The sequence below is a fragment of the Chroococcidiopsis thermalis PCC 7203 genome, assembly GCF_000317125.1.
Taxonomy (GTDB): Bacteria; Cyanobacteriota; Cyanobacteriia; order Cyanobacteriales; family Chroococcidiopsidaceae; genus Chroococcidiopsis; species Chroococcidiopsis thermalis.
The window spans coordinates 6,127,890-6,153,809 of the sequence record NC_019695.1 but is presented as its reverse complement, the minus strand read 5'-3'; the positions used below and the strand labels follow the sequence as shown (position 1 = coordinate 6,153,809).

Annotated in this window: 27 protein-coding genes; 16 read left to right on the top strand and 11 right to left on the bottom strand. The window is 45.5% G+C overall.

Translation table 11 applies throughout. The features are described from left to right. Nucleotides 1-28: 28 nt before the first annotated feature. Together CHRO_RS26810 and rimI are read right to left on the bottom strand one after the other, a co-directional pair. Nucleotides 29-2,503 (bottom strand): ATP-dependent Clp protease ATP-binding subunit, encoded by a 2,475-nt coding sequence (locus CHRO_RS26810; protein WP_015157369.1) that lies wholly within the window; start codon nucleotides 2,501-2,503, stop codon nucleotides 29-31. 397 nt (nucleotides 2,504-2,900) lie between these two features. Then, complete coding sequence (gene rimI, locus CHRO_RS26805) at nucleotides 2,901-3,569, bottom strand: ribosomal protein S18-alanine N-acetyltransferase (RefSeq protein ID WP_015157368.1); 669 nt, start codon at nucleotides 3,567-3,569, stop codon at nucleotides 2,901-2,903. A 135-nt stretch (nucleotides 3,570-3,704) separates the two neighbouring features. Between rimI and lysA the strand changes: the two genes are divergently transcribed. From lysA to uppS, 3 genes are all read left to right on the top strand, one after another. After that, complete coding sequence (gene lysA, locus CHRO_RS26800) at nucleotides 3,705-5,180, top strand: diaminopimelate decarboxylase (protein WP_041462655.1); 1,476 nt, start codon at nucleotides 3,705-3,707, stop codon at nucleotides 5,178-5,180. A 104-nt stretch (nucleotides 5,181-5,284) separates the two neighbouring features. Then, nucleotides 5,285-6,223, top strand: coding sequence for a diadenylate cyclase CdaA (gene cdaA / locus CHRO_RS26795; protein WP_015157366.1), 939 nt, complete (start codon nucleotides 5,285-5,287; stop codon nucleotides 6,221-6,223). Then, nucleotides 6,220-6,966: a polyprenyl diphosphate synthase gene (gene uppS / locus CHRO_RS26790; RefSeq protein WP_015157365.1), complete on the top strand. Its 747-nt coding sequence runs from the start codon at nucleotides 6,220-6,222 to the stop codon at nucleotides 6,964-6,966. Before cdaA ends, uppS begins: the two co-directional genes overlap by 4 nt. Nucleotides 6,967-7,061: 95 nt before the next feature. Here uppS and CHRO_RS26785 read toward each other — a convergent pair whose 3' ends face one another. After that, complete coding sequence (locus CHRO_RS26785; RefSeq protein ID WP_015157364.1) at nucleotides 7,062-7,334, bottom strand: DUF3143 domain-containing protein; 273 nt, start codon at nucleotides 7,332-7,334, stop codon at nucleotides 7,062-7,064. Between the two features lie 81 nt (nucleotides 7,335-7,415). Then, nucleotides 7,416-7,946, bottom strand: a complete 531-nt coding sequence (locus CHRO_RS26780; protein WP_041463569.1) for a DnaJ domain-containing protein — start codon at nucleotides 7,944-7,946, stop codon at nucleotides 7,416-7,418. A 600-nt stretch (nucleotides 7,947-8,546) separates the two neighbouring features. Between CHRO_RS26780 and CHRO_RS26775 the strand changes: the two genes are divergently transcribed. Then, nucleotides 8,547-10,472, top strand: a complete 1,926-nt coding sequence (locus tag CHRO_RS26775; RefSeq protein WP_015157362.1) for an iron uptake porin — start codon at nucleotides 8,547-8,549, stop codon at nucleotides 10,470-10,472. A 12-nt stretch (nucleotides 10,473-10,484) separates the two neighbouring features. On the opposite strand, the gene CHRO_RS26770 is transcribed toward CHRO_RS26775, so the two are convergent. The 3 genes from CHRO_RS26770 to CHRO_RS26760 all read right to left on the bottom strand — a co-directional run bounded on the left by CHRO_RS26770 (nucleotide 10,485) and on the right by CHRO_RS26760 (nucleotide 12,395). After that, nucleotides 10,485-10,748 carry a DUF1830 domain-containing protein gene (locus CHRO_RS26770; protein WP_015157361.1) on the bottom strand — a complete coding sequence of 88 codons (264 nt, stop codon included), beginning with the start codon at nucleotides 10,746-10,748 and terminating at the stop codon, nucleotides 10,485-10,487. Then, entirely contained in the window at nucleotides 10,732-11,226 is a 495-nt protein-coding gene (locus CHRO_RS26765; protein ID WP_015157360.1) for a pentapeptide repeat-containing protein, read from the bottom strand. Before CHRO_RS26765 ends, CHRO_RS26770 begins: the two co-directional genes overlap by 17 nt. A 203-nt stretch (nucleotides 11,227-11,429) precedes the next feature. Continuing rightward, complete coding sequence (locus CHRO_RS26760) at nucleotides 11,430-12,395, bottom strand: orange carotenoid protein N-terminal domain-containing protein (protein WP_015157359.1); 966 nt, start codon at nucleotides 12,393-12,395, stop codon at nucleotides 11,430-11,432. Nucleotides 12,396-12,750: 355 nt separating this feature from the next. Here CHRO_RS26760 and CHRO_RS26755 point away from each other — a divergent pair, with 355 nt between their 5' ends. After that, nucleotides 12,751-12,942 carry a DUF2949 domain-containing protein gene (locus CHRO_RS26755; protein WP_015157358.1) on the top strand — a complete coding sequence of 64 codons (192 nt, stop codon included), beginning with the start codon at nucleotides 12,751-12,753 and terminating at the stop codon, nucleotides 12,940-12,942. A gap of 73 nt (nucleotides 12,943-13,015) precedes the next feature. Further along, complete coding sequence (locus CHRO_RS26750; RefSeq protein WP_015157357.1) at nucleotides 13,016-13,798, top strand: MOSC domain-containing protein; 783 nt, start codon at nucleotides 13,016-13,018, stop codon at nucleotides 13,796-13,798. Between the two features lie 93 nt (nucleotides 13,799-13,891). On the opposite strand, the gene CHRO_RS26745 is transcribed toward CHRO_RS26750, so the two are convergent. Then, on the bottom strand, nucleotides 13,892-14,422 hold the full coding sequence (locus CHRO_RS26745) for a GrpB family protein (protein WP_015157356.1): 531 nt from the start codon (nucleotides 14,420-14,422) through the stop codon (nucleotides 13,892-13,894). Between the two features lie 278 nt (nucleotides 14,423-14,700). Here CHRO_RS26745 and pcrA point away from each other — a divergent pair, with 278 nt between their 5' ends. From pcrA to CHRO_RS26710, 8 genes are all read left to right on the top strand, one after another. Further along, on the top strand, nucleotides 14,701-17,085 hold the full coding sequence (gene pcrA / locus CHRO_RS26740) for a DNA helicase PcrA (RefSeq protein WP_015157355.1): 2,385 nt from the start codon (nucleotides 14,701-14,703) through the stop codon (nucleotides 17,083-17,085). Nucleotides 17,086-17,151: 66 nt separating this feature from the next. Continuing rightward, the gene (locus tag CHRO_RS26735; protein ID WP_015157354.1) at nucleotides 17,152-17,709 is read left to right on the top strand and encodes a Uma2 family endonuclease; all 558 of its coding nucleotides are present in this window, start codon (nucleotides 17,152-17,154) and stop codon (nucleotides 17,707-17,709) included. A 131-nt stretch (nucleotides 17,710-17,840) separates the two neighbouring features. Further along, complete coding sequence (locus CHRO_RS26730; RefSeq protein ID WP_015157353.1) at nucleotides 17,841-18,173, top strand: hypothetical protein; 333 nt, start codon at nucleotides 17,841-17,843, stop codon at nucleotides 18,171-18,173. Beyond that, on the top strand, nucleotides 18,170-18,295 hold the full coding sequence (locus CHRO_RS34635; RefSeq protein WP_281168612.1) for a hypothetical protein: 126 nt from the start codon (nucleotides 18,170-18,172) through the stop codon (nucleotides 18,293-18,295). The genes CHRO_RS26730 and CHRO_RS34635 overlap by 4 nt, the downstream gene beginning before the upstream one ends. A 260-nt stretch (nucleotides 18,296-18,555) precedes the next feature. Then, the gene (psbB, locus tag CHRO_RS26725; protein WP_015157352.1) at nucleotides 18,556-20,109 is read left to right on the top strand and encodes a photosystem II chlorophyll-binding protein CP47; all 1,554 of its coding nucleotides are present in this window, start codon (nucleotides 18,556-18,558) and stop codon (nucleotides 20,107-20,109) included. Nucleotides 20,110-20,238: 129 nt separating this feature from the next. Further along, nucleotides 20,239-20,337, top strand: coding sequence for a photosystem II reaction center protein T (locus tag CHRO_RS26720; RefSeq protein ID WP_009632497.1), 99 nt, complete (start codon nucleotides 20,239-20,241; stop codon nucleotides 20,335-20,337). Between the two features lie 195 nt (nucleotides 20,338-20,532). Further along, a complete protein-coding gene (gene nrdR / locus CHRO_RS26715) occupies nucleotides 20,533-21,066 on the top strand; it encodes a transcriptional regulator NrdR (protein WP_015157351.1) in 534 nt (177 codons plus the stop codon). A 246-nt stretch (nucleotides 21,067-21,312) separates the two neighbouring features. Beyond that, nucleotides 21,313-22,383 carry a 30S ribosomal protein S1 gene (locus CHRO_RS26710; RefSeq protein ID WP_015157350.1) on the top strand — a complete coding sequence of 357 codons (1,071 nt, stop codon included), beginning with the start codon at nucleotides 21,313-21,315 and terminating at the stop codon, nucleotides 22,381-22,383. 209 nt (nucleotides 22,384-22,592) lie between these two features. Here the strand turns inward: CHRO_RS26710 and CHRO_RS26705 are convergent, their stop codons facing one another. After that, the gene (locus CHRO_RS26705) at nucleotides 22,593-23,135 is read right to left on the bottom strand and encodes a GNAT family N-acetyltransferase (RefSeq protein WP_015157349.1); all 543 of its coding nucleotides are present in this window, start codon (nucleotides 23,133-23,135) and stop codon (nucleotides 22,593-22,595) included. Nucleotides 23,136-23,265: 130 nt separating this feature from the next. On the opposite strand from CHRO_RS26705, the gene CHRO_RS26700 reads away from it, so the two are divergent. Together CHRO_RS26700 and CHRO_RS26695 are read left to right on the top strand one after the other, a co-directional pair. Then, entirely contained in the window at nucleotides 23,266-24,003 is a 738-nt protein-coding gene (locus CHRO_RS26700; RefSeq protein WP_015157348.1) for an HAD family hydrolase, read from the top strand. A 158-nt stretch (nucleotides 24,004-24,161) separates the two neighbouring features. Further along, complete coding sequence (locus CHRO_RS26695; protein ID WP_015157347.1) at nucleotides 24,162-25,064, top strand: class II fructose-bisphosphate aldolase; 903 nt, start codon at nucleotides 24,162-24,164, stop codon at nucleotides 25,062-25,064. A gap of 9 nt (nucleotides 25,065-25,073) precedes the next feature. Here the strand turns inward: CHRO_RS26695 and CHRO_RS26690 are convergent, their stop codons facing one another. Both CHRO_RS26690 and CHRO_RS26685 read right to left on the bottom strand, forming a co-directional pair. After that, nucleotides 25,074-25,346, bottom strand: coding sequence for a hypothetical protein (locus CHRO_RS26690; RefSeq protein ID WP_015157346.1), 273 nt, complete (start codon nucleotides 25,344-25,346; stop codon nucleotides 25,074-25,076). Nucleotides 25,347-25,515: 169 nt separating this feature from the next. Further along, entirely contained in the window at nucleotides 25,516-25,731 is a 216-nt protein-coding gene (locus CHRO_RS26685; RefSeq protein WP_041462654.1) for a hypothetical protein, read from the bottom strand. Nucleotides 25,732-25,920 lie beyond the last annotated feature (189 nt).

Sequence of the window (25,920 nt, the reverse complement as noted above, 5' to 3'; positions counted from 1 at the left end):
CCTACAAATTTAAATTAACTTAAACTAATTACTCGGCTGCTTGAGGCAATAATTCTTTGCGCTCCTGCGACAGCACTTTTACATTACCAGTGTCATCGACATCGACAACAGCCTCATCGCCTTCTTTGATGCGACCGGACAGAATTTCTTCTGCCAAGCTATCTTCTAACAGACGCATAATGGCGCGGCGTAATGGTCTAGCACCGTAGCTGGGGTTGTAACCTTCTTCTACCAAGCGATCCTTGAATCGTTCGGTAACTGTGAGGGTAATGCCCTTCTCAGTTAAGCGTCCGAAGACTTCCTTGAGCATGATATCGGCAATTTCTTTCACCTCTGCCTTACTCAACTGACGGAAGACGATGATTTCATCCAAGCGGTTGAGGAACTCTGGACGGAAGTATTGCTTCAACTCTTCGTTCACCAAGGAACGAATGCGGTTGTATTGAGTTTCGGCTGCATCTTCCGAGGAGAATTCAAAGCCGATTCCACCGCCACCTTTTTCAATTACCTTAGAACCAATGTTAGAGGTAAGAATGATCAAGGTATTCTTGAAATCTACTGTACGTCCCTTGGCATCTGTTAACCGCCCGTCTTCCAAAATTTGCAATAGCATGTTGAAGACATCGGGGTGTGCTTTTTCAATTTCGTCGAATAGCACGACGGTATAAGGACGACGACGCACGGCTTCTGTTAACTGTCCGCCTTCGTTATAACCGACGTAACCAGGAGGCGAACCAATTAATTTAGAAACGGTGTGCCGTTCCATGTACTCAGACATATCCAAGCGGATCATCGCATCTTCGGAGCCGAAGAAGTAAGCCGCCAAAGATTTTGTCAACTCGGTTTTACCAACCCCAGTAGGACCGGAGAACACGAAGCTAGCGATCGGACGGTTGGGATTCTTCAAGCCGACACGGGCGCGGCGAATTGCCTTAGAAACCGCTCTAACAGCCTCTTCTTGACCGATCAAGCGCTGGTGCAGGGTGTCTTCCATGTGCAGCAGCTTTTCAGACTCGGATTCGGTCAGCTTGTTGACTGGTACGCCAGTCCAAGAAGCAACGATTTGAGCGATATCTTCTTCCGTGACTACGGGAGAGTCATCACCCTCGCTCTTAGTAGTACCTGTTTTGGATTGAGCGATCGCTCGAATTTCTGCTCTTAGTTCCATTTCGCGATCGCGCAGTTCTCCCGCCCGGTCGAAATCTTGAGTGCGTACAGCGTCGTCTTTTTCTTTCAATACTTGACGCAGTTCTTTATCTAATTCCTTCGCTGCTGGGGGTAACTGAGAGTTAATTAACCGTACCCGCGAACCTGCTTCGTCGATTAAGTCAATGGCTTTGTCTGGCAGGTAGCGATCGCTAATATAACGGTCGGACAGTTTGGCTGCTGCTTCTAGCGCCGCATCGGAGATTTTCAGCTTGTGGTGCTGCTCGTAGCGATCGCGCAGTCCGAAGAGAATTTCAATCGTTTCATCAACGGAAGGTTCGCCCACCATCACGGGTTGGAAGCGTCGTTCTAGGGCTGCATCCCGCTCGATGTGCTTGCGATACTCATCAAGGGTTGTTGCACCGATACATTGCAATTCACCCCGCGCCAAAGCTGGCTTCAGGATGTTTGCTGCATCGATCGCCCCTTCTGCTGCACCCGCACCGATCAGGGTATGCACCTCGTCAATTACCAAAATCACGTTCCCAGCAGAACGGATTTCGTCCATGATCTTCTTCAGGCGCTCTTCAAATTCACCTCGATATTTCGTACCTGCTACGAGCAAGCCAATGTCGAGGGTGACGACGCGCTTTTCTTCCAAAATGTCGGGTACGTCTTTGTTGGCGATCCGAGAGGCTAAACCTTCAGCGATCGCGGTCTTACCTACCCCTGGCTCCCCGATCAGCACGGGGTTGTTTTTCGTGCGCCGACCCAGAATCTGAATCACGCGCTCGATTTCTTTTTCACGACCGACTACAGGATCGAGTTTGCCTTCTCCTGCCATTTGGGTCAAATTGGAACCGAACTCGTCCAATGTGGGGGTCTTGGTGCGTCCAGACTGGGAGCCTGCCGAAACTTCAGCCGTTTCTCCCAACATGCGAATTACCTGAGTGCGTACCTTCGATAGGTCAACTCCCAAGTTTTCTAACACTCTAGCCGCTACGCCTTCTCCTTCACGGATCAGACCCAACAGGAGATGCTCAGTGCCAATGTAGTTATGCCCTAATTGGCGAGCTTCTTCTAAAGATAGCTCCAGAACCCGCTTCGCTCTTGGGGTGAAGGGAATTTCTACAGCTACAAATCCCGAGCCGCGTCCGATAATTTTCTCTACTTCGATCCGGGCATCTTTGAGATTGACACCCATCGTTTTGAGGACTTTAGCTGCTACGCCCGTGCCTTCTCCAATCAGACCCAGGAGGATCTGCTCTGTGCCTACGAAGTTGTGACCCAGGCGGCGAGCTTCTTCCTGGGCCAGCATGATCACCTTAATTGCTTTTTCTGTGAAGCGTTCAAACATGGCTGTATTCCATCACCTGAGTCGTGCCGGTACGCTGATTTTAGCACATGCTAATTATCTGGCTGTCTATTGATATTACCGACAACCAGCTCAGGATTCACCTACTGCGAGCGCAATCTTTATCTTTTGTTAATAGTTTTTTAATCCACGCCTACTTTGCAATCCATATCTAAGAGCGTCACTACGCCATCGAACCTGGCAAAAACCGCCTTATGCAGCCAAAATTTTTGCCTCAACTCAGAAGCTTCGCTTATCTGCTGTCATTGCTGCCCTTGACTCAGCCTGAAAAAGCGATTGCTTGTCGCTTTTAATTCGGGATAAATCCATCAGTATTTCAGCCGCGTAATTGCTTCCAACCAGAAATTATGTGGATAAAATCAGTCATTTGTCAAGCTTTTTAGCTCAAATTTCTTGACTCTGGACGGGTCATCTCTAGTTTTTGAACGTTTAAGCTGAAACCAGATTGTTGGAGGCGATCGCTTGCCAGATCGTGCCAGCCTGTCAACTTAGCTTGAAACTCCGGTTGTTGCAACCCACTCTGCCACAGAATTAGGGCATCTTCATTCGTATCTTTGTAGTATCGTCGCCTGCGCCCAGCTAGTTGAAAACCAAATTTGCTGTAAAGAGAGATAGCTGGTTGATTAGATTCCCTCACTTCCAGAGTCGCTCGTTCCAAGGCGCGATCGCGTGCAGCCTGCATCAATCCCCAAAGCAATGCTTGTCCCAAACCTCGTCCCTGATAATCGGGATGAACCGCCAGCAAGGTAATGTGAGCTTCATCTAAAATTGCCCAGAAACAGCCCATTGCTAGGAGTTGGTAATTGGTAGTTGGTAGTTGGTAGTTAGTAGTTGGTAGTTGGTAGTTGCCCACCTGCTCACCTGCCTCCTCGTCCTGGTTGTCCTGATTTTTTTCCAGAAATAATCCTAGTAACTCGCTATTGGGGCTATCTATTTCGCGTTGATAGGCTTCGAGAGTCCATAGTTTACCGAAACAAAGATTGTCGAGTTCCAGTACCGCAGGTAGGACAGATGGCAATATTGGTTGGATTGACAGGCAAGCACTCATTAGGGATTGGGAGTAGCAGTTATTAGATCGTTTGTATTTTCACGACTTACTACTCATTGCATAACTAAACATGCAGCAATTGTAAACTTAAGTTTAGACCCACTCATGCCCTGTAAGAGGACAGTTTACACAATTATGCTATCGACTCAGCTTGCTGGAGTAGACAATTCCGGTCGTCAATATATATTTAATCGAGAAAATAACAGAAATGAGAACGCTCAGCGATCGCCCAACCAAGAACTTTTACCACTGACAGCAGGAATCAACAGCCACGATCATCTAGAAATTGGTGGTTGCGACGTGACAGAACTCGTACAGCAGTTTGGTTCGCCGCTATATATTCTAGACGAAGAATCCCTCCGCAGCGCTTGCCGTCAGTATCGCGAGGCGTTTCAAAACTATTACCCTGGAGAATTTCAGGTACTTTATGCCTCAAAAGCTTGGAGTTGCTTGGGAGTATGCGCGATCGCCCACTCTGAAGGCTTGGGCATTGATGTTGTTTCTGGAGGAGAACTTTATACTGCACTACAAGCAGGTGTCAAGCCAGAAGTTATCTACTTTCACGGTAATAATAAATCTGTAGAAGAATTATCGCTGGCGATCGAGTCTGGCTGCACGATTGTGGTAGATAACTGGTATGAGTTGAAGAATTTAGCGCAAATGGGACAAGGGGGAACTCGGGGTCCCCGCGACCGAAGGGAGTGGGGATTAGGGGGCGAAGGGGGACAAGGAAGTGATTCCCAACTCCCAACTCGGATAATGTTGCGATTAACACCAGGAATCGACTGCCACACCCACGATTACATCAGAACTGGGCATTTGGATAGTAAATTTGGTTTCGATCCCGACCAGATTGAAGCAGTTTTTGCCTTTATCGGACAACAACCCAATTTAACTTGTGTCGGATTGCACGCCCACATCGGTTCGCAAATTTTCGAGCGCCAACCCCATCAAGACTTGGCTGAAGTGATGGTGCAGTGGATGGAAAAAGCGAAAAGCTATGGACTGCCTGTTACGGAGTTAAATTTAGGAGGTGGATTGGGAATTCGATATACAGAATCCGACGATCCACCCAGTATTGACGAATGGGTACAAGCACTTTGTCAAGCCGTGAAAGCAGCCTGCGAGTCTCAAAACTTACCTTTACCAAAATTATTGTGCGAACCCGGGCGATCGCTCATCGGTACTGCTTGCGTTACTGCCTATACGATTGGCTCTAGCAAAACCGTACCGGAAATTCGGACATATGTGGCGATCGATGGCGGGATGTCCGACAATCCTCGACCGATTACCTATCAATCGCTTTATCGTGCTGTAGTCGCCAATAAAATGTCCGCACCAGTCAGCGAAACCGTCACAATTGCTGGAAAACACTGCGAGTCAGGCGATATCCTAATAAAAGAGGCATCTTTACCGCAAACTGAGCCAGGGGATATTTTGGTAGTAATGGGAACTGGTGCTTATAACTACAGCATGGCTTCTAATTACAACCGCTTGCCCCGACCAGCAGCAGTGGTAGTGGCGAATCAAGAAGCAAAGATGCTTCTTCGTCGCGAAACCTATCAAGACTTAATTCGGCAAGACTGCCTGCCCGATTCATTACTAGGCTAAGAGCAAAAGGTTGACAGTTGACAGTTATACAGTTAACCGTCAGCCACTAATTTTTAACTGCCAACCGTTAACAAATTCAATTCTTCAGATTTCATATTTCGCTCATGAGAGATTGGTGGAAGCAATGGCTGACAACAGACTTTGGCTGGACTCAGTCGTTGTTATTTTACGCTATCGATCTGGGCTTGGTTTTGGCGCTAATCTACATGGTGCTGGTCATCATTGGAGAGCGCCGCACCTTGTGGATGGTCAGGGGTTTTATTCTCCTCATGCTTGCTTCTGCCATCAGTGCCAGACTGGGTTTGCCGCTATTGAGTTTTGTATTGGAGAAATTGGTGGTTGGTTCTGCTGTAGCAATGGCAGTCACTTTCCAATCTGAGTTTCGCCGTTTTTTAGAACAATTGGGTAGGGGAGAATTTCGACAGCTATTGCAGCCAGGAAGACGTATCGTACCAAAACCCGATAGCGTCATTGATGAAATCGTAGATGCGGTGAGAGAACTGTCTCAAAATCGCATCGGTGCTTTGCTCATTTTGGAAACAGACAGTCCTATTGACGAGCGAGATCTCAAAGTTCCAGGCGTAAAGTTAAATGCGGAAGTCTCAAAAGAAATTTTACTGACAATTTTTCATCCAAAAACAGCATTGCATGACGGCGCTTGTTTGATTCGAGGTTCGCGGGTAGTTGCAGCAGCGGTGATTTTGCCCCTTTACGAACGTCCAGCTCCTCGTCAATTGGGGACGCGCCATCGAGCTGCTTTAGGCATCACGGAGAAGGTAGAAAACTGCGTATGCGTGGTCGTGTCGGAAGAAACAGGGTCAATTTCGCTGGCAGAACGAGGAATATTAAATAAACCGCTGACCAGCAGTAAACTGAAAGAATTGTTGGAAGCTCGATTCTCGCCAGCTGTGGAACGGGAAGCTGTAGCCCCAAGCATACGCGGTCTGGTAAATCAAATTGGCAATCGAGTTAGGATTCTCATGACTCGTTTTTTTGCGCTTTTTGGTCTAAACTTACCAGCGTCTCCCCGAAATAAAAAATGACTGTAAAGCCGATTGTGTTGCAATTGCCTCTCGATCTAGAACAAGAAAAACTGCCCAGACACGTTGCAGTAATTATGGACGGTAATGGTAGGTGGGCAAAAAAGCAGGGTTTACCCCGTATCATGGGACACAAACGGGGGGTGGATGTTCTCAAAGATTTATTACGCTGTTGTCGAGATTGGGGTATACAAGCATTAACGGCGTATGCCTTTTCGACCGAAAATTGGGGCAGACCGTTAGAAGAAGTTGAATTTTTGATGACTTTGTTCGAGCGCGTTCTGCGGAAAGAATTGCAGGAAATGCTAGAGGAAAACGTCCAAATTCGGTTTGTAGGAGATTTGGAGGCTTTACCGCGCAGTCTCCAATCGGAAATCGAGCGATCGATGGCTGAAACAAGGTCGAATCGAGGTATCCGCTTCACTGTTGCCACGAATTACGGTGGTAGACAGGAAATTTTGCACGCTTGTCGAGCGATCGCCCAGCAAGTACAGCAAGGTTTGCTCCAACCAGAAGAGATTGACAAAGAAATCTTCGAGCGCCACCTCTACACGGCTGGAATTAGCGATCCTGACTTATTGATCCGCACCAGTGGAGAAATGCGCATCAGTAATTTTCTCCTCTGGCAAATGGCTTATGCCGAAATTTATATTACCGAGTCTCTGTGGCCCGACTTCAACCGCACGGAGTTTCATCGGGCTTTGGCTGCTTACCAACAACGGGAACGACGGTTTGGGAAAGTGTGATTGTAAGGGAGTAGGGAGTAGAGAGTAGGGAAAGAGTGTGTGATGCTCTTTAAGAGAGTAGAGACAAGTGTGAAGATCTAAAATCTCAAATTGAGTCAGGGTCCAGAAAATACAGCCTGCTCTATATCTTTTCGGCTGAGAGAATATTTAAAAGAGCGTTGAATGTCTTGTCCTACTGCTTCAGCATCAATGTATCGGATCGTCAACTGGTCGATATCTAGCCATAGTTCGGCTTCCCAGTTCGATTTTTGAATGTGCCAGCAATGCAGTTGCTTTTGGTCTTGTTGGCAACCTTGGTCTTTCAACCACTGCTCGATTTGGGGTAAAGGATGATTGTATAAGGGAGTGTCGGCAGAAGGTAAGGACATATATTAGAAGTTGTAAGTCGTAAGTCGTAAGTCGTAAGTCGTAAGTTGGAATTTCCTAGCCACCAGCCAAAGCGCCGCTCTTTATTGATAACTTTGTACAGACGTTACATGTAACATCTCTACACTGACAATTGACAACTGAGCTGGCGGGACTGGAGTTTGCAAGGTATCACCCCGGATCGTAGCAATAGCGATCGCCAATAATATACAACCTATGAAGGTCAATCCCAAAATAAACAAGACAAAAACTTCTCCAGATGACAGGGGACGATCTGTAGGGTCGAGGTAAGCAGAGGAACGCCGTTCGTCTTGTCGTGCGGCTGCGCGCTGAAAATCTGGAGGTGGTTGGATGACATACAGACGAGAATAGCCAATGTGTAAGTCGTAATTCGTCCGCCGTTCTGGATTGCTCAGCGTGGCATATGCTTCGTTGAGCTGCTGAAATTTGACAGTAGCAATTGCTGAAGGTAAGTCAGTTGTATCAGGATGATACAGCTTGCTGAGATGTCGGTAGGCACGACGAATCTCGATTGGCGATGCCGAGGGATGCAGTCCAAGCAGGGTATAATGAGTGGCTTGGTCTGTCATGCGGTCTGACACGCGGTCTGACATGGGGCGATCGCTATTATTTGGCATTCCCCAGTGTTGAGTCACGGCAGTTTGACTAGTGCGGTTAGTTTTTTATCTATTTTAAATCTACTCATGCTAAGCAGCTGCATTTCATCTCAGATTTAATTTAAAAGTTCAGTAGTAATAAAATTTACGTTTGATTCAAAATCTCAACTTAAAAGTACAGAAAATATCTCTGTTTCAAAAAAATATATTTCTACTATGTTTGCACTTTTAAATTAGTTGAAACATACTTTTTAGACAAGCGAATAATTATAGAACTTAAGTATAAAGCCAAGATTTTCAAATTTTCCCGATGGATGAATACAAGGTTAGACTAGACTTAGAATTTTTTTGCTTGCTTTTTGGTTACGCGATCGAAACTCTGAATTATAGCGGTTTTCAATTGGGTGAAATACACAGACTGTAGGGGCGCACAGCTGTGCGCCCCTACCAGCGTTATATATGCGATCGAGACTCTGAATTAGAGTTCGCAGCGCGTCCGAATGAATTGTATATAAAAACACATTTACCCGAAGCTAGTTTTGCTAGTCTAAACCCTGCATTCTGAATATCAAAGTGTGCGTTTGGGTGTGAGGATAAATGCATAAATTCTTGTTGCAAGTATTGCCGATCGCCTCGGTAATATTAGCGTGTCATGCCGTTGATAGTTATAGAGCAAGTGCAGAGACTAACGCGGTAGAAGTTAGCTCAAAACAGACACTAGCTAGCATGAATTACGATCGCGAAGCTAAATTATTACTACCTCCCGATCGCAGCGATCGTCACGCAACCAATCGTACTTCCATAGAACCTGAAACCGATCTAGCGACGACTCCTAGAGTCGAGATACCGGAAGCAGCAAGTGGCGACTCGATGGCGCAAGTCACATCTGTATCGCAGCTATCAGATGTCCAACCTACTGACTGGGCATTTCAAGCGTTACAGTCATTGGTAGAGCGTTATGGTTGTATTGCAGGATATCCAGACAGCACCTATCGAGGCAGCCGTGCTTTAACGAGATATGAATTTGCGGCTGGTTTGAATGCCTGTTTGGACAGAATTAACGAACTCATTGCTACAGCATCGGCAGATACCGTTAAGCAAGAAGATGCCGATACGCTGCAAAAATTGCAGACAGAATTTGCCGCTGAATTGTCTGCTTTGCGCGGTCGCGTGGATGCTTTAGAAGCAGCGACAGCAGAACTAGAAGCCAATCAATTCTCGACTACAACGAAATTAAGCGCTCTAGTTTGGGCTAACGTCACGGGAGCTTTTGCCGATGGTGACGTACAATTTGAATCAGTCGATCTCTTTCCGCCAGCTGCATTTGGCGGCGTTGTCGCTAGACGAGGGGGAAGAGATGCAGTCACAGGCAGACCAGTTGTACAAGAACTTACAGACGATCCAGAAATTACTTTCAGCGATCTGATCTGGTTAAATTTCGATACTTCCTTCAATGGTAGGGATAGCCTCAAGGTGCGGCTAGTCGCAGGTAATGCCGACTCTCCCGCCAACCAATTCACCTCAGCAGGGCTGTACAACACCTACGGCGTACCCTTTTTTGACCAAACTGCGGGGATTCAAGGGTTGGGTAATGATGTCGTTATCCACGAATTGTATTACAGTTTTCCCGTGGGGGATAATCTTGAAATTGCTTTTGGTCCCCGGATTAACTGGTATCGCCTATTTGACTACAACGCTTTTACCTTCATCCTCACGGGTGCGAATAGTTTTAACTCCAATGGCGGTACGCTAGTCAATGCGATCGACCGAGGATCGGGGGCGGTTATAACTTGGAAGCCTAGCAAGCAATTGCAATTGACCGCAGGTTACATTGGAGAAAATACAGAATTTCTTTCTAGTACGATCGCACCTGGATTTAACACCTCTAGCGATCCGAGGTTTGGCTTATTTGGTGGTACGTACACCGCAACAGCTGAACTCACTTACTCGCCCAGCCAAAATTTTAATTTAAGGCTGCTATACAATCGGACGCGGATTCAAGCAATTGGCGGAGTCATTGGTGGTGCAACAGGAGAGCCAATTTACGGAATTGCAGATAATGGTGGTTCTGCGGTATTCGATCCAGTGACAGGACTCGTTGCTGATGGTGGTTTGGATGCTGGTTTAGCTGATACCTATGGAGTTAATTTTGATTGGTTGCTAACTCCTGGTATCGGTTTCTTCGGACGTTACACCTATGCCAAGACAAATCTAGTGCCTGGTGATGGAGAAATTGAAGCTCAAGCAATGCAAGCTGGTGTTGCTTTTCCCGATTTAGGTAAGGAGGGGGCGCTATTAACTATCTCTTATGTCAGACCGTTTGCCATCTTGGATGGACGCGATTTTCTTGTTGCTGGAGGCGGAAATGGTGGCGTGCAGTACGAGTTTGAAGCGAATTATTATTTTCCACTAACAGATAATATAGCTTTAGTACCAGCGTTTTATCTGATTGCCAATCCAAATAACTTTAGCGATAACCCAACGATCTATGTAGGTAACTTAAGAGCGCAGTTTAGCTTTTAAGCGATCGCTTCATCAATTGCCGTTATCAACTTGAAGGTGCAAACAAGAAATTTTATCGGCTAAGAGCGAATCAATTGTCATACTCGTATGAACCTCTAATTCAGTACTGGGTAAAGCTTCAAACAAAAACCGTTGTCCTGGAAAAACTGCCCGTTCAAAATAGTAACTGGGAAGATCGACAATGCGAATCACCTGAATTTGGCTGGTTGCATTAACGTAGCAGCATAGTATAAGACTCTCTTGCTCAGCTGGTAGAGACCTAATTATTTTCGTCATAATCATACAATAATGAGTCTTGGATCGATGCTCCAACTATACATGCTTGACTCAGATCTACCCCAGTTAGTTCTACTAACTTTAATTGTGCGTAACGTAAATCTGTTCCGGTCAGATTAGCACCACTGAGATTGGCTCCAGTTAAATTCGTTAAGCGCAAATCTGCTCTATTTAATAAAGTGTCACGTAGATCTACACTGCTTAAATTAGCTTTAATAAGAATTGCTCTACTCAGGATGGCTTTATACAAAGTCGCATTGCTAAGGTCAGTTCTCCAAAGGGTAGCTCCAGTTAAGTTTGCCTCGCTGAGCTTGACTCCTTTTAAGTTGGCTCCATTCAGGTTGGCTCCAGCTAACTCTGCTTTGCTCAAGATGGCTCCACTCAAGTCGATTTCACTCAAATCGACTCTGCGCAAGTCAAAACAACTAAAATCTCTTTTGCCAGCAGTATAAAGCTCTAGTAGAGTATCAACATTCATAGATCGGCATTCATAAATACGCCAGGAGTTACGCACGGAAGTTGAAGATCTCGATCCCCCCTAGCCCCCTTAAAAAGGGGGGAATTTAAAGCCCCCTTGGAAAGGGGGTTGGGGGATCTCCTAAATCTTTTCACCGCGCTTGCGAGATATATTGGGTTTGAAAGAGCAGTGCTAGCTAGCACCACTCCCCCATTTAGAACGTTTTACATCCGACGCAGGTTGAGTAACTCTTGAGGAGAAGCAAGCATATCAATGGCGACGAAGAAAATCTTGCCTTGAGGATCGATCAAAAACCGCCAAGCAATATTCATCCCAACGTTGACACCAAACCAAGGAGTTTGGACGACACCAGTGACTTTTACTTGTTTGGAGCCATCTGGTTGTACTTCACAGATACCTTGTTTCGGCATCATGTTTAAACCCTGTGCTTCTTCGCGCATGTATTTCGCGATCGCCTCATGACCGACAATTGGCTTTTGAAATGGGGGTTGTAAAGCACCATTAGCAGTAAACAAAGCAATAGCAGCGGCGAAATTGTCTGCGTTCATTGCTTCGACATATTGCAACACCGCAGGCTCGTTAATTCCTTCAATCTTGACATTGGTGGTGACGGGTTCGGTGCGTTCAAATACTGGTTCTGCACTCTTTCGAGAGCTGCTGGGAGCCAAGTCGGATGTATCGAATCCCATGTCTACGACTGTGTTGCGCAGAACTGTGATCTGCTGACCTGGATCGAGTTTCTGGGTTGCTTCTAGGACGACTTTGACACCAGGAGACATTTGATAGCCAGTTGGAATTGGAGCGACGATCCCCTGTTTCATCAACTCTCCTAACTCGTACCAAAAAGCTAGCTTGGTATTCACGCTGAAGAAACCATAGGAACGGTTGATCGGAGTGTCAATGCGATTAGCAAGGTCGCGCATGACTTTGGTTTGCTCTTCAGGTGACATTTGTTTGATTTGGGTGAGCAATCCTTCCGCCAGTTGTAAGCGAGCCGCGCCTGGAGCTGCGGGGGTGATTGTCCGACCCATTTCCGTGTAAGCATACCAAAGATACGCTAGGCGATCGTCAACGCTCAGTTGGTCGAACAGCGCTATAGTGGCTGGAATTGGACTGGGGATTTGAGTTCCAGAGAAGATATTTTGTGCCGACTCGATAGTATATGTCACGATCGGAAGCTCCAGATTGCTTTGTATTAGTCGATTTTGAGATTTAAGGCAAAATGCTAAAGCTGGGGCTTTAGCACATACCCACTTGGTTACGTAAATAAATGTAACAAAGTAGTTAACTTTTGTAAAGAAGTTTATCGATTTCGATCGTTTTGCCGCTCGATCCAGTAGATAGCACGCGCCATTAGGTAGTTTAATCGAGCAAGCGATCGCGCAGTCGCACACCAAGTTACACAGTAGCGGCTAGTCCAAGTGCTGCTTGCAAGCTAAATAATTCTGAGAAAACGTTGCATAACTTTACAATGCTTGTTACATTACCATTTAGTTAAAAAATGCATTAATTGGATAAACGTATATGAAATCTAACGTTCGGGATGATTTGATGAGCTTTTTACGCGACGAATTGTCGGTTTCAGAAGCAGCGATCGCGTTAGCTTTAAAAAAGGGAGAACAGGAGCTAAACTTTCTGCCGATGGTACTTTGGCAATACGGATTTATTACCTTGCCACAACTAAACCGCGTGTTCGATTGGTTAGAAATGGTGTAGGATCTACTAACGCTGTAACTCGTGTAACTTCACATCAACTATTGTCTTGAGTAGCAATATAAAGTGATGGCTTATGATACAGCCTTATCTGGCAAAAATTTCGATTTTTCCGGTTAAATCGCTTGATGGCATCACTTTGTCTCAAGTCAGTGTATTAGCAAGTGGCGCACTCCAGCACGATCGCGAGTATGCCTTATTTGACCAAAAAGGGCGATTTGTGAATGGTAAGCGCAATGCTAAGGTTCATTTGCTGCGATCGCAATTCGATGCAGATTGTCAACAGCTATCGTTACAAGTCCAAGGAACAGATGAGAGCGTTACTTTTCACTTGGATAAAGAGCGTTCGGAGTTAGAAGCTTGGTTGAGCAATTATTTTGGTTTACCTGTCAACATTAAGCAAAATAATTTCACAGGGTTTCCAGATGATACTAATGCTTCTGGTCCTACAATAATCAGTGCAGCTACGCTTGCAGAAGTTACCTCCTGGTTTCCTGACATAAGTGTTGAGGAAATGAGGAATCGGATACGAGCAAATATAGAAATTGATGGCGTACCTCCATTTTGGGAAGACCGATTATTTACCAAAGTAGGGGATAGTATCCAGTTTCAAATTGGAGAAGTTGTATTTGCTGGAATTAATCCTTGTGCGAGATGCATCGTACCCACAAGAGATTCAAAAACAGCAGTAGCCACAGAGAATTTTCAGAAAATCTTTGTTTCTAAACGTAAAGAAACCCTACCAGATTGGACAACTCCAGAGAGATTCGACCACTTTTATCGGTTAAGTATCAATACAAAAATTCCGTCGTCAGAAGTGGGAAAAATCTTAAAAATTGGCGATCCAGTTTCAATATAGGATCGTAGGGTGGGCATTGCTCACCTTACGATTCAGAATTTAAATAGAGCGAGTAGAATTCGCAGCTACACAGGCAAGATCCGCCGGCGCGGACTAAGAGTTTGTTGCATCTAATTTTGCTTTGGTAGTAATTAGATTAACGTACTCGCTTTTACCATTAGTATAAGCCTCGCGATCGCCTGAAAATTGTGCTGCTAAATCTCGCTTTAGTTGTGCGTAGCGTGCGGCTTCTGCTGGGTGGCTACAGAGATAATCGCGAAAATACAATCTTTCCCATAATGTGTGTCCCGCAGTCGCCATATGAATGTGGTGGGTACGCTTACCATTGCTGCGCGATCGCTTAACAAACATCATATGCCCTGGAGGGCGATCGCTACGCCATAGATATTCATATCCTGCATCTACTAACTTGGGTAAGGCTTCCTGCTGAATGCGATCGAAGCTAGGAATTTCTACTAACATATCGATTATGGGCTTAGCAGGCATTCCAGGTATAGCTGTGCTACCGAAGTGTTCGATTCGGAGGATCGAAGCTTTTCCCAGCAGATTTCGTAGGTAAATAGCTTCTTGCTCGAATAACTCTACCCATTGGCGATCGTATTCCACGATGACAATATTATCCATACCTTACCCCTAACTCTTTACCCCGCAACACCTGTGGCGATCGCATCCCTACAACTGCCACAAAGCGGCTACCATATAATTTCTATGGTCTGTTAGATGTATCTCTAATAGAGAATGACAAGCAGAGGCATTCTATAGTAAGAATGGCTACCACGTGAGTCCGAAAATTATTGTCATGTCGCAACGACTCGGCTCTAGAACAGATTCATGGACATTTTAGCGAAGAATAGCACATTTCCAGCTATTAAATATAAAACTATAATTCTAGTTTTTAAAGTATGACCAAAACCACAGATTTTTTAAGTCACCTTAACCCCAGTCAGCGTACATCTGTAGAGCATTTTTGCGGTCCCTTGCTAGTGGTTGCGGGTGCGGGTTCTGGTAAAACGAGAGCATTAACTTATCGGATTGCAAATCTGATTCTCAAACACCGTGTCGATCCTCATAATATCTTAGCTGTGACTTTTACCAATAAAGCGGCACGGGAGATGAAAGACAGGATTCAAAAAATCTTTGCCGAACAAATAGCACTGAGTCAATACAATAAACCATTGGATAAATTAGCGCCTCACGAACAAACAAGATTGCGATCGCAAGTTTACAAAACCTATATTAAAGATTTGTGGATCGGTACGTTTCACAGTTTGTTTTCCCGGATTCTCCGATTTGATATTGAAAAATATCAAGATGAGAAAGGGAGACGCTGGACGAAAAACTTTTCGATTTTCGATGAGTCTGACGCTCAAAGTGTAGTCAAGGAAATCATTACTAAAAAACTCCAATTAGACGACAAGAAATTTGAACCGCGTTCCGTCCGCTACACTATTAGCAATGCTAAAAACCAGGGACTTTCTCCCCGCGATTTTGAACGAGAACAGCCTAACTATCGCGGTAGAGTTATTGCGGAAGTTTACGGATATTACGAAGATAAGCTAGCCGAAAACAACGCTTTGGATTTTGACGATCTGATCTTAATGCCAGTTAAGTTATTTCAGCAGAACGAACAAGTTCTTGGCTATTGGCATCAGCGATTTAGACATATTCTAGTTGATGAATATCAAGATACAAACCGAATCCAGTACGATTTAATTAATTTACTCACAACCAATGGTGAGACGAGAAAAAGTGAATGGAATTGGCGCGATCGCTCAATTTTTGTAGTTGGCGATGCCGATCAGTCAATTTATAGTTTTCGCATGGCGGATTTCACCATTCTGTTAGACTTTCAAGCCGACTTTGGTGATGGCTTACCTGACGAAGATACCCGCACGATGGTTAAGTTAGAAGAAAACTATCGCTCTAGAGAAACTATTTTACAAGCCGCTAATCAACTAATTGAAAATAATACCCAGCGGATCGATAAAATTCTCAAACCAACACGGGGAGAAGGAGAAAAAATCTACTGTTATAAAGCTGATGATGAAATCGCCGAAGCCCAATTTGTCATCAATCATTTACGTAGTTTAGAACAGCAACATTCAGAATTCAATTGGGGTAGTTTTGCCGTTCTTTATCGTACTAACGCTCAATCTCGTCCCATAGAAGAGAATCTAGTTCGTCAAGGTATTCCTTACACAATTGTCGGTGGATTGAAGTTCTACGATCGCAAAGAAATTAAAGATGTCTTGGCATATTTAAGAGCAATTGTCAATCCTTACGATACCGTAAGTTTATTACGAGTGATTAATACTCCCCGTCGCGGTATAGGTAAAACCACAATTGATAATTTAGTTAATGCTGCCCAACAACTTAATTTACCCTTTTGGGAAATTCTCAATGACGAGACATCAGTTAACACTTTAGCAGGGCGATCGGCTAAGGGTGTCAACAATTTTGCCCAACTAATTCGCAAATGGCAAGAACAGGTAGATACTCTTTCTCCGAGTGCGATCGTGCAAGGAGTTTTAGATGAGTCTAGCTATGTCAAAGATTTACAAAATCAAGGCACGGATGAAAGTTTAGATAGACTGCAAAACGTACAAGAACTTTATAACGCCGTCTTACAATTTGAAGAAGAAAACGAGGAGGTTAACCTATCAAATTTTCTTGCCAGTACAGCTTTAACTTCCGATTTAGACAATTTGAAAGAAGGACAAGCTGCTGTTTCTCTCCTCACGCTTCATGCTTCCAAAGGATTAGAATTTCCCGTTGTTTTTCTTGTGGGGTTAGAACAAGGACTACTTCCTAACTATCGTTCGCTTGACGATCCTAAATCGTTGGAAGAAGAACGCCGCTTGTGCTATGTAGGAATTACTCGCGCTCAAGAAATACTTTACCTCACCCACGCCCGCGAACGTCGCCTTTACGGTTCCCGCGAACCTGCAATTCCATCTCAATTTCTGGCAGAATTACCCAAAGAATTACTCAGTTTTCATCTTTCTAGCCAAGCGAAAGTTCCTAATACATCGACTAGATCGACTCACCAACTAACTCAAAAGTGGAGCCATCCTCAGAATAATAGTGCTAGCAAAAATTCATCAGAGGCAGATTTAGAGAGGGACTGGCGTGTAGGCGATCGCATTTTCCATAAAAACTTTGGTATTGGCGAAGTAACTCACATTTTCGGTTCTGGTAACAAAATTTCTTTAGCAGTTCGGTTTGCTAGTCTCGGTACGCCAAAAATTGTCAATCCTAAAATCGATCCACTACAAAAAGTAGAATGAGATTGGTATTGGGTAATTGGTAATGGGTATTGATTGACGAGCGATGACTAATACAAGGAGCTTTTTATGAGTCAGGCGCGAGTACGATGGACGACTAGCGATTTAGAGTTGTTGCCAGATAATGGCAATCGCTATGAAATTGTCGATGGGGAATTATTTGTGACACGCGCACCAGGCTGGGGACACCAAAAAACTATTAAAAATATCTGTAGAGAGTTAGATCTTTGGTCGTTGCAAACTGGGTTAGGAGAAGTAGTACCTACCCCTGGCATTATTTTTACTGATGCTGATAACGTTATTCCTGACGTAGTTTGGATAAGTAAAGAGCGATTGGCTGCTTTGCTAGACGAAGCAGAACACTTGACTGGCGCACCAGAATTGGTTGTTGAGGTACTATCACCAGGGGAAACCAACGAACGCCGCGACAAAGAGGCTAAACTCAAGCTATATGCTGCTCAAGGAGTGTGTGAATATTGGATAGCAGATCCGCGCTTGCAGCAAATTCAAGTTTATCGCCGCGAACATGCAACGCTGGTTACGGTAGCAACTTTATTTACCAGTGACGAACTTACCTCGCCTTTACTGCCTGGTTTTAGCTGTGCTGTGGCAAGATTGTTTGGTTAGACGTTTTAAGATTGAGTGAGTGCGATCGCACCGCCTACATTCCTGAAAACTGTATCAAATCCAGTTTGTTTCGCCAAATCAAATCCTATAAGCTAGTCGAGGAGTATCCAGTCGAATAGCTGCAAAAACCCGTGAAATATTTTTTTCTCACTGAGGGATGGACAGTAGGTAGAGTCTGGGCATCTGACGGTTTATGGAATGAAACAGCTTGGCGGCGACGACCAGACATTCAACGACTGAACGTTTGTTTGGTAGAAGCTCATGAAAAATTATGGCTGTATCGGGTAGAAGACACGATCATGACTGTAGAAGTCAGACCCGCTACTGCTTCCAGTAATGGCACAAAACAGGCGATCGGACAAGTTGTACTCAAGCGATTAATCACTGCCGAACAAGTCATCGATCGCTTGGGAATAGCCGAAGCTATGTGCCAACTCAAAAGCATTCAATCTGTAGTACAGTGAGTGGTGCGTGGTGCGTGGTGCGCGATCGGATTTCTATTCATATTCTCCTGGCTCCTGACTCAGCAACTCCTGTACGGGCGGGTTCACCCGAAATCTTCCTCGGAGTCAGAGATCTTTGGTGAACCCGCCCCTACGACTCCTGGCTCTTGAAACCCTTGATAACTGACAACTGACAACTGATAACTGATTCTCGTATTGCATTCAGTCCCGCCAATAGTTACACTTCTTTAATAATTCTCATTTTTGTATTGAATACCATTGCTGAATTTTACAAGTCAGATGGATCGTCCAGATCCATATCTAGTAAGGCTCGGTTGATGGCAATAACAAAAAGCCGAAAAATTATCCTGTAGAAATAACTCATCGAGGAGGAGCGTAGTCGATGGGACTACCTTGGTACAGAGTACACACAGTCGTCCTGAACGATCCAGGGCGGTTGATTGCTGTACATTTAATGCATACAGCACTAGTTGCAGGCTGGGCTGGTTCGATGGCTCTATACGAACTAGCTATTTACGACCCCAGCGATCCAGTATTAAACCCCATGTGGCGGCAAGGTATGTACGTACTGCCCTTCATGTCACGCTTGGGTGTAGTTGGCTCTTGGGGTGGCTGGAACGTCATGGGCGCTCCCAGCTACGACCCTGGTTTCTGGTCGTTTGAGGGCGTTGCTGCCGCTCACATCGTTCTTTCCGGTTTATTATTCCTAGCTGCTTGCTGGCACTGGGTTTATTGGGATTTGGAACTTTTCCAAGACCCCCGCACGGGCGAATCTGCTCTAGACCTGCCAAAAATGTTTGGTATCCATTTATTCTTGTCTGGTCTACTTTGCTTCGGCTTTGGTGCTTTTCACCTCACCGGACTATTTGGTCCAGGGATGTGGGTTTCTGACCCCTACGGCATCACCGGACACGTAGAAGCAGTCGCGCCGGAATGGGGACCAGCAGGTTTTAACCCGTTTAATCCTGGCGGCGTGGTAGCTCACCACATTGCTGCGGGTGTTGTTGGTATTATTGCTGGTTTATTCCACCTGACAGTTCGACCCCCAGAACGGCTTTACAAAGCTCTGCGGATGGGGAATATCGAAACCGTGCTTTCTAGCAGTATTGCTGCCGTCTTCTTTGCTGCTTTCGTTGTAGCAGGGACGATGTGGTACGGTAACGCCACAACCCCAATCGAACTGTTTGGTCCTACCCGCTATCAGTGGGATGATGGCTACTTCAAACAAGAAATGACCCGCCGCGTGCAAGCTAGCGTGGCTGAGGGTAAGAGCTTGTCTGAAGCTTGGTCGGAAATTCCCGAAAAACTGGCGTTCTACGACTACGTAGGTAACAGCCCCGCTAAAGGTGGTTTGTTCCGCGTCGGTCCGATGAACAAGACTAATGGTATTGCTCTGTCTTGGGCAGGACACCCCGTATTCAAAGATAAAGAAGGACGAGAATTAGAAGTTCGTCGTCTGCCTAACTTCTTTGAAACTTTCCCTGTTGTTTTAACAGATAAAGATGGTGTTGTCCGTGCCGATATTCCTTTCCGGCGAGCAGAATCCAAGTATAGCTTCGAGCAAACAGGTGTAACTGTTAGCTTCTACGGCGGTGAGTTGGATGGTCAAACCTTTACCGACCCAGCCGACGTGAAGAAGTATGCTCGTAAAGCTCAAGGTGGCGAAATCATCAATTTTGACGGCGATCAAAGCACCAGATTTGGCGATCTAGCACTTGCTAAGCCTGACGGTGTATTCCGTACTAGCCCTAGAGGTTGGTTCACCTTCGCTCACGCTACCTTTGCCTTGCTATTCTTCTTCGGTCATTTGTGGCACGGTTCTCGCACGATCTTCCGCGATGTATTCGCAGGGGTCGAGGCAGATTTGGAAGAACAAGTCGAATGGGGGCTGTTCCAGAAAGTGGGTGACAAGACCACTCGCCGTAAGGAAGCCTAAACTGAGGTCAGTTGTTAAGAACGGTTAAATATATTGTCGGGAAACAATTTTTCTAGCAGTTAATGTAACCGTTCTTTTCTTTTGATTGATAAACTATCAGTAAGAAGGAAGTCGTTAGGGAATACTGACATGGAAAGCGTTGCTTACATTTTGATTCTCGCGCTAGCTATTGGTACTCTATTCTTTGCCATAGCTTTTCGCGAACCACCTCGTATTGAGAAAAAGTAAATTTTTTCGGCTTAATTCGCTAAAAATAGCCAAATCATATCCATTTTCCACCGCTGTTATCGTCCTTGATAGCAGCGGATATTCCTTTATCAGGGAGCAGGGAGCAGGGAGTAGTTAGAAGTCAGGAGGTTAGTTAGATAGCTCCGATCCCTCATCCTTCCCTTACCCCTTACCCCTTATCCCTTACCCCTAGCTATGCAATGCCCTTTCTGCCAGCATCCAGATAATCGCGTTTTAGAATCGCGTTCTGCGCAAGCGGGACAGAGTATCCGTAGGCGACGGGAATGTTTGCGTTGTCATCGCCGCTTTACAACTTACGAACGGATTGAATTTGTTCCAATTACCGTTCTGAAACAGAATGGCGATCGCCAGTTATTCGATCGCTCTAAAGTTTTACGAGGAATTGTCCGCGCTTGCGAGAAAACGGGAATTTCGGCTTTGCGGATGGAGGCGATCGTCGATGAAATTGAAGCAGAACTGCAACAACGTGTCTCGCGGGAAGTTAGCAGTCTGGAAATTGGCGAATTAGTCCTCAAACATCTGCGATGCGAGAGTGAAGTTGCCTACGTGCGTTTTGCTTCTGTTTATCGCCAATTTCAAACTATGAAAGATTTTGTCGAAACTTTGGACGATCTGTCGCGTCAGGAAGCCTCAAATAATATCCCGATTGAAGGTGAATATTGCCAGTGCCATGAATCCCCAGCTCATACTGTGGCGATCGCCGACTGAGAGATTTTATCGCGATCGACTCCATAACTCAAACTCTATCGACTCGAACTACATCTAAAGAATTTCAGTAAATTTATTCGCAAAGCTCAGTTATAATTGTGAGTCTGTACTTAAATTGCGTTTAGATTAACTTCTCCTACGTTAGGATGGAATCAGAGATGTAGGTGTAATCTGCCTACGCTCGCCTTGCATATACATCGAGAGGAGGAAAAACCTTTCGGAGACTATTCCCAGGAAACAACCAGCATGGTCAATCAGAAAACACTTACTACAGAAATAGGCTTTACTCACGAAGATTTCGCGGCTTTACTCGACAAATACGATTACCACTTCAGCCCTGGCGACATCGTAGCTGGTACGGTATTTAGCATGGAGCCACGGGGCGCTCTGATTGACATTGGTGCTAAGACCGCTGCCTACATTCCCATCCAAGAAATGTCGATAAATCGGGTGGATGCTCCAGAAGAAGTTTTGCAGCCCAACGAAACGCGGGAGTTTTTCATTCTTACCGATGAAAACGAAGACGGACAGCTAACGCTTTCGATTCGCCGCATTGAGTATATGCGAGCTTGGGAGCGCGTCAGACAGTTACAAAACGAAGATGCAACGGTGCGATCGCTCGTATTCGCTACAAACCGTGGCGGCGCACTCGTGCGAATCGAAGGTCTGCGCGGATTTATTCCTGGTTCCCACATCAGCACTCGCAAGCCTAAAGAAGAGTTGGTCAGCGAGGAGCTACCGTTAAAGTTTCTAGAAGTTGATGAAGACCGCAACCGTCTGGTACTTTCACACCGTCGCGCTTTAGTCGAGCGCAAGATGAACCGCTTGGAAGTTGGCGAAGTCGTCATCGGTACGGTACGCGGGATCAAGCCTTACGGTGCATTTATCGATATTGGTGGTGTCAGCGGTCTGCTGCACATCTCGGAAATCTCCCACGACCACATCGATACACCTCACAGCGTCTTCAACGTCAACGATGAAGTCAAAGTCATGATTATTGACTTGGATGCCGAACGGGGTCGGATTTCTCTGTCTACAAAACAGCTAGAGCCAGAACCAGGCGACATGATCAAGAACCGCGACTTGGTTTACGATAAAGCAGAAGAAATGGCTGCGAGATATCGCGAACAAATGGCAGCTAAGCAACAAGGAATCGATCTAAATGCCCCTGCTGAGGTAGAAGAACCAGTAGCAGTGGAAGAAGAGATTCCGGCGGCTACCGAAGAGCCTGTTGCTGTCGATACCGAAGAACCTGTTGCTACCGATGCTGAGGAATTGCCAGCATCTGATGAGGATTTGCCAGCAGCAGTTGAGTAAAAAAATTATGCAAATCGCATGTAGAGACGTTACATGTAATGTCTCTACACCAAGGAGGGTTAAACCCTCTTTTTTTGTGGCGATTGCTTCTGGTGGAATAATGGGTTGTAGGGGCGCGCAGCCGTGCGTCCTTACCAAATCGCCAGATCTCGGAGGGCGGGTTTAGCACTCAGATTGATTTGTAGTTAGACATGTCGATAAACCCGCCTCTACGATCGCGCGATCGCCTTACTCATGGGGACAAACTCAATCCTGACTTCATTGCCAATTGTGTAGACAACGCGATCGCTACCCGCGTACCCGTATGCTCGATACAGTTTCACTCCTGGTAGGGTTGCCATTAATTCTAGCGATCGAAAACCACTGGCTTGAGCTTCCATTTCACATCGTTGTAAAATCGCTCTGCCGATGCCTTGTCTTGCCCAGTCGGGATGGACGAAAAAAGCTCGAATCTTTGCCGCATCGTAATTGGGATCGAGATAGCCTGACTCGCGATCGCTATAGCGATCGCCGCCAAATAGCGTTTTGCGTTTACTCCAACCACCGCACCCCACCAACATTTGAGCAGCCTCGGCAACGAAGTACGTACCATCTACAATCAGATCTGTATCGACACCAAAAACCGTAGCGATCGCCGCCTCAATCTGCTCGTCAGTGTAATCTTCTCGACTCAATCCCCGTGCAGACGCAGCAATTAATCGTTCGATTTGGACACGCTCGTCTAGGCGTGCTTGTCGTAAAATGAAGTCCATTGCTCAGCAAAGTCAAAAGTCAAAAGTTAAAAGTCAAAAGTTAAAAGGCTGAAAGCTCTATTGCACTGAGGCAGCAATACCTGTTCCAGAAAATTACAGTAAATCTCAGGCAGAAGCGTAACACAACACGATGGTAACAATTCAATGTAAAGACAAGCGCTTCAGTAATATCCAAGCAATTGTCTTCGATAAAGACGGCACGTTAGAAAATTCTGAAGAGTATTTGCGCAATTTGGGACAAAAGCGATCGCGCCTGATCGATGCTCAAATTCCTGGGATTGGCGAACCCCTGCTGATGGCATTTGGGATTAATGGCGATCGCCTCGATCCGACAGGACTGTTAGCCGTAGGTAGTCGGCGCGAAACGGAAATTGCCGCAGCTGCTTATATTGCCGAGACTGGGCGCAGTTGGTTCGAGTCCTTGGCGATCGCGCGTCGTACCTTTGAGGAAGCTGACCAGTATATCGGTACTGCCCCTTCACCCTTATTTGTAGGCAGCTTAGAAGTCTTGAAATATCTCAGCGATGCTGGCATTAAACTGGGAATTCTTTCCGCTGCCTCTACAGAACGAGTCCGCGCCTTCGTCCAACGCCATCAACTGGAAGCTTACGTACAGCTACAAATGGGCGTAGATACTATAATCAGCAAACCTAACCCCGCCCTGTTTTTACAAGCCTGCTTATCCTTGGGTGTAGCACCCCACGATACCTTAATGGTAGGAGATTCTGCTGCCGATATTGAAATGGCACGCAATGCAGGGGCAGCGGGTTGTATTGGCATTTGCTGGGGCAGACCCGAAGCCGCTCATTTAGAAGCAGCCGACGTGGCAATTTCTCAACTCGATGAAATTCATGTGGTAGAAGTGTAGACTAATTAGCATCTGTACGGACAGATTTATCAAGCGATCGTAACTCCGACAAAGATGGTGGATGGAGCGCCCCCTTATGAGAGTACAGGCGGGTTTATCGGCAGAATTATTTGTTTATTACAGATGTTTGACTTTTAACTTTTGACTTTTAACTTTCTATGCTTGCTTCTACTCAAGAACTCCTCCAAACAGCACGACAGAATATTTACGCGATTGGAGCTTTTAATATCTATAACTTGGAAGGAGTAAAAGCGGTAGTGAGTGCAGCCGAGACGCATCGTAGTGCTGCCATGTTGCAGATTCATCCGAGTGCCTTAAAGTACGGGCGATCGGCTTTAGTAGCAATGTGTTTAGAAGCCGCACGCGCTGCTACAGTCCCTATTTCCGTTCATCTCGACCACAGTACCAATGCTAATGATATTCGCCAAGCCCTCACCGCCGGTATGAACTCAATTATGGCGGATGGCTCTCATTTACCATATGCAGAAAACATGGTGTTTACGCGAGAGATGACACGGTTGGCTCATAAATCTGGTGCAATTGTCGAGGCTGAAATTGGTCGCATCAGCGGTACTGAAGATGGCTTAACGATCGCAGAAAAAGAAGCCAAAATGACCGATCCTGCGCAAGCAGTTGAATTCGTCCGCACAACGCAGGTAGATGCTCTAGCGGTAACGATTGGTAACGTTCACGGAGAATATAAAAATCCGCCCCGTTTGGATTTCGATCGCCTTGCCCGTATTCGCCGCTTAATTGATATTCCCCTTGTCTTGCATGGTGCTTCAGGGTTGCCAGGGTGGATGATTAGTCGTTCGATTCAATTAGGCGTGTGTAAGTTTAATGTCAATACTGAAATACGACAAGCTTACATGCGATCGCTCAAACAGGAAGTTTGCGCGGGTAATGGTAGCGACTTACTCGATATAGCAGGCGTAGCGATCGCGGCAATGCAGGAAGCGATCGCCGAAAAACTGCACCTGTTCGGTTCTGTGGGCAAGGCACACTTGCACGAAACCCCCTACGCGCGATCGCTAGCGGGATTAGAACGTTTTTCCCATTAAATATTCAAATTAAACCGCAGCAGACTTCATCGGATACATATCTCTCTGTTGTTCGGTGAGTTCCTCCCAGAGTCTATCCATTGCTGAATCCACAACCGAACCAACAACAGCCCCCAGCAGCGAGCCGACTACCGATCCCCCCAGAGAACCAACTAAAGAGCCAAGAAGTGCCGTACCAATCGAACCGCCAATGCCTCCTACAATTGCCCCCGCAACTGACCCAACCAACGAACCGCCAATAGAACCAACGAACGAGCAGAAAAGAGAGCCAAGTTGAAACATCTCAGTGCGCTCCTGTAGTTGTAGATTTATTCTCTTACAGTACAAGAAATTTCTCTTTTTATAATAGTATGGATCGAAATTTTAACTTTTAAAAATTCATGCTTTATTAGCGAGATTCAAATATAAGGTGAGCATTGCCCACTTTTTTATTAAGTAGCTATTTCACAAATTAGACGTTTTTTAACTTTGAAACCTTGCAATCGTGCAAATCAGCATAGAGAGGACTATGACCAATATCAATTAATCCTAAAAATTGACTGCTATCCTTTGGGAGATCGCTGATTTCAATTAATATACCAAAGGATTTAATTCTATTTACTTTTGCCCAAAATTTATGACCAATAGGATATCGCTGCTTTAGCAAAAGCCATTGTTCATCATTCATGTTCATTGGTAGGATTGGTAGGTATAAAGCTAGTATTTATCAACTAGAATACACTGTAGAATTACAGCGCAATACGAGATAAAAGCGTGGAAAGGTTAGAACATAAAAGTAAGTATCCAGACTCACCTTGAACTTAAGTTTGAGGCTAATAGCACAAGTCTACTGAAGTAGACTAACAACGATCTTGCA

What these genes read in the sequence shown, in the direction of transcription:
- CHRO_RS26690 (WP_015157346.1), bottom strand. Translation starts at nt 25,346, where the DNA reads ATGTTTCAACTTGGCTCTCTTTTCTGCTCGTTCGTTGGTTCTATTGGC.
- CHRO_RS26750 (WP_015157357.1), top strand. Translation starts at nt 13,016, where the DNA reads ATGATACAGCCTTATCTGGCAAAAATTTCGATTTTTCCGGTTAAATCG.
- CHRO_RS26770 (WP_015157361.1), bottom strand. Translation starts at nt 10,748, where the DNA reads ATGACGAAAATAATTAGGTCTCTACCAGCTGAGCAAGAGAGTCTTATA.
- CHRO_RS26810 (WP_015157369.1), bottom strand. Translation starts at nt 2,503, where the DNA reads ATGTTTGAACGCTTCACAGAAAAAGCAATTAAGGTGATCATGCTGGCC.
- CHRO_RS26695 (WP_015157347.1), top strand. Translation starts at nt 24,162, where the DNA reads ATGCTTGCTTCTACTCAAGAACTCCTCCAAACAGCACGACAGAATATT.
- CHRO_RS26765 (WP_015157360.1), bottom strand. Translation starts at nt 11,226, where the DNA reads ATGAATGTTGATACTCTACTAGAGCTTTATACTGCTGGCAAAAGAGAT.
- rimI (WP_015157368.1), bottom strand. Translation starts at nt 3,569, where the DNA reads ATGAGTGCTTGCCTGTCAATCCAACCAATATTGCCATCTGTCCTACCT.
- CHRO_RS26710 (WP_015157350.1), top strand. Translation starts at nt 21,313, where the DNA reads ATGGTCAATCAGAAAACACTTACTACAGAAATAGGCTTTACTCACGAA.
- CHRO_RS26745 (WP_015157356.1), bottom strand. Translation starts at nt 14,422, where the DNA reads ATGGATAATATTGTCATCGTGGAATACGATCGCCAATGGGTAGAGTTA.
- lysA (WP_041462655.1), top strand. Translation starts at nt 3,705, where the DNA reads ATGCTATCGACTCAGCTTGCTGGAGTAGACAATTCCGGTCGTCAATAT.
- nrdR (WP_015157351.1), top strand. Translation starts at nt 20,533, where the DNA reads ATGCAATGCCCTTTCTGCCAGCATCCAGATAATCGCGTTTTAGAATCG.
- pcrA (WP_015157355.1), top strand. Translation starts at nt 14,701, where the DNA reads ATGACCAAAACCACAGATTTTTTAAGTCACCTTAACCCCAGTCAGCGT.
- CHRO_RS26735 (WP_015157354.1), top strand. Translation starts at nt 17,152, where the DNA reads ATGAGTCAGGCGCGAGTACGATGGACGACTAGCGATTTAGAGTTGTTG.
- cdaA (WP_015157366.1), top strand. Translation starts at nt 5,285, where the DNA reads ATGAGAGATTGGTGGAAGCAATGGCTGACAACAGACTTTGGCTGGACT.
- CHRO_RS26705 (WP_015157349.1), bottom strand. Translation starts at nt 23,135, where the DNA reads ATGGACTTCATTTTACGACAAGCACGCCTAGACGAGCGTGTCCAAATC.
- CHRO_RS26785 (WP_015157364.1), bottom strand. Translation starts at nt 7,334, where the DNA reads ATGTCCTTACCTTCTGCCGACACTCCCTTATACAATCATCCTTTACCC.
- CHRO_RS26780 (WP_041463569.1), bottom strand. Translation starts at nt 7,946, where the DNA reads ATGTCAGACCGCGTGTCAGACCGCATGACAGACCAAGCCACTCATTAT.
- CHRO_RS26700 (WP_015157348.1), top strand. Translation starts at nt 23,266, where the DNA reads ATGGTAACAATTCAATGTAAAGACAAGCGCTTCAGTAATATCCAAGCA.
- uppS (WP_015157365.1), top strand. Translation starts at nt 6,220, where the DNA reads ATGACTGTAAAGCCGATTGTGTTGCAATTGCCTCTCGATCTAGAACAA.
- CHRO_RS26720 (WP_009632497.1), top strand. Translation starts at nt 20,239, where the DNA reads ATGGAAAGCGTTGCTTACATTTTGATTCTCGCGCTAGCTATTGGTACT.
- CHRO_RS26775 (WP_015157362.1), top strand. Translation starts at nt 8,547, where the DNA reads ATGCATAAATTCTTGTTGCAAGTATTGCCGATCGCCTCGGTAATATTA.
- CHRO_RS26685 (WP_041462654.1), bottom strand. Translation starts at nt 25,731, where the DNA reads ATGAATGATGAACAATGGCTTTTGCTAAAGCAGCGATATCCTATTGGT.
- CHRO_RS26755 (WP_015157358.1), top strand. Translation starts at nt 12,751, where the DNA reads ATGAAATCTAACGTTCGGGATGATTTGATGAGCTTTTTACGCGACGAA.
- psbB (WP_015157352.1), top strand. Translation starts at nt 18,556, where the DNA reads ATGGGACTACCTTGGTACAGAGTACACACAGTCGTCCTGAACGATCCA.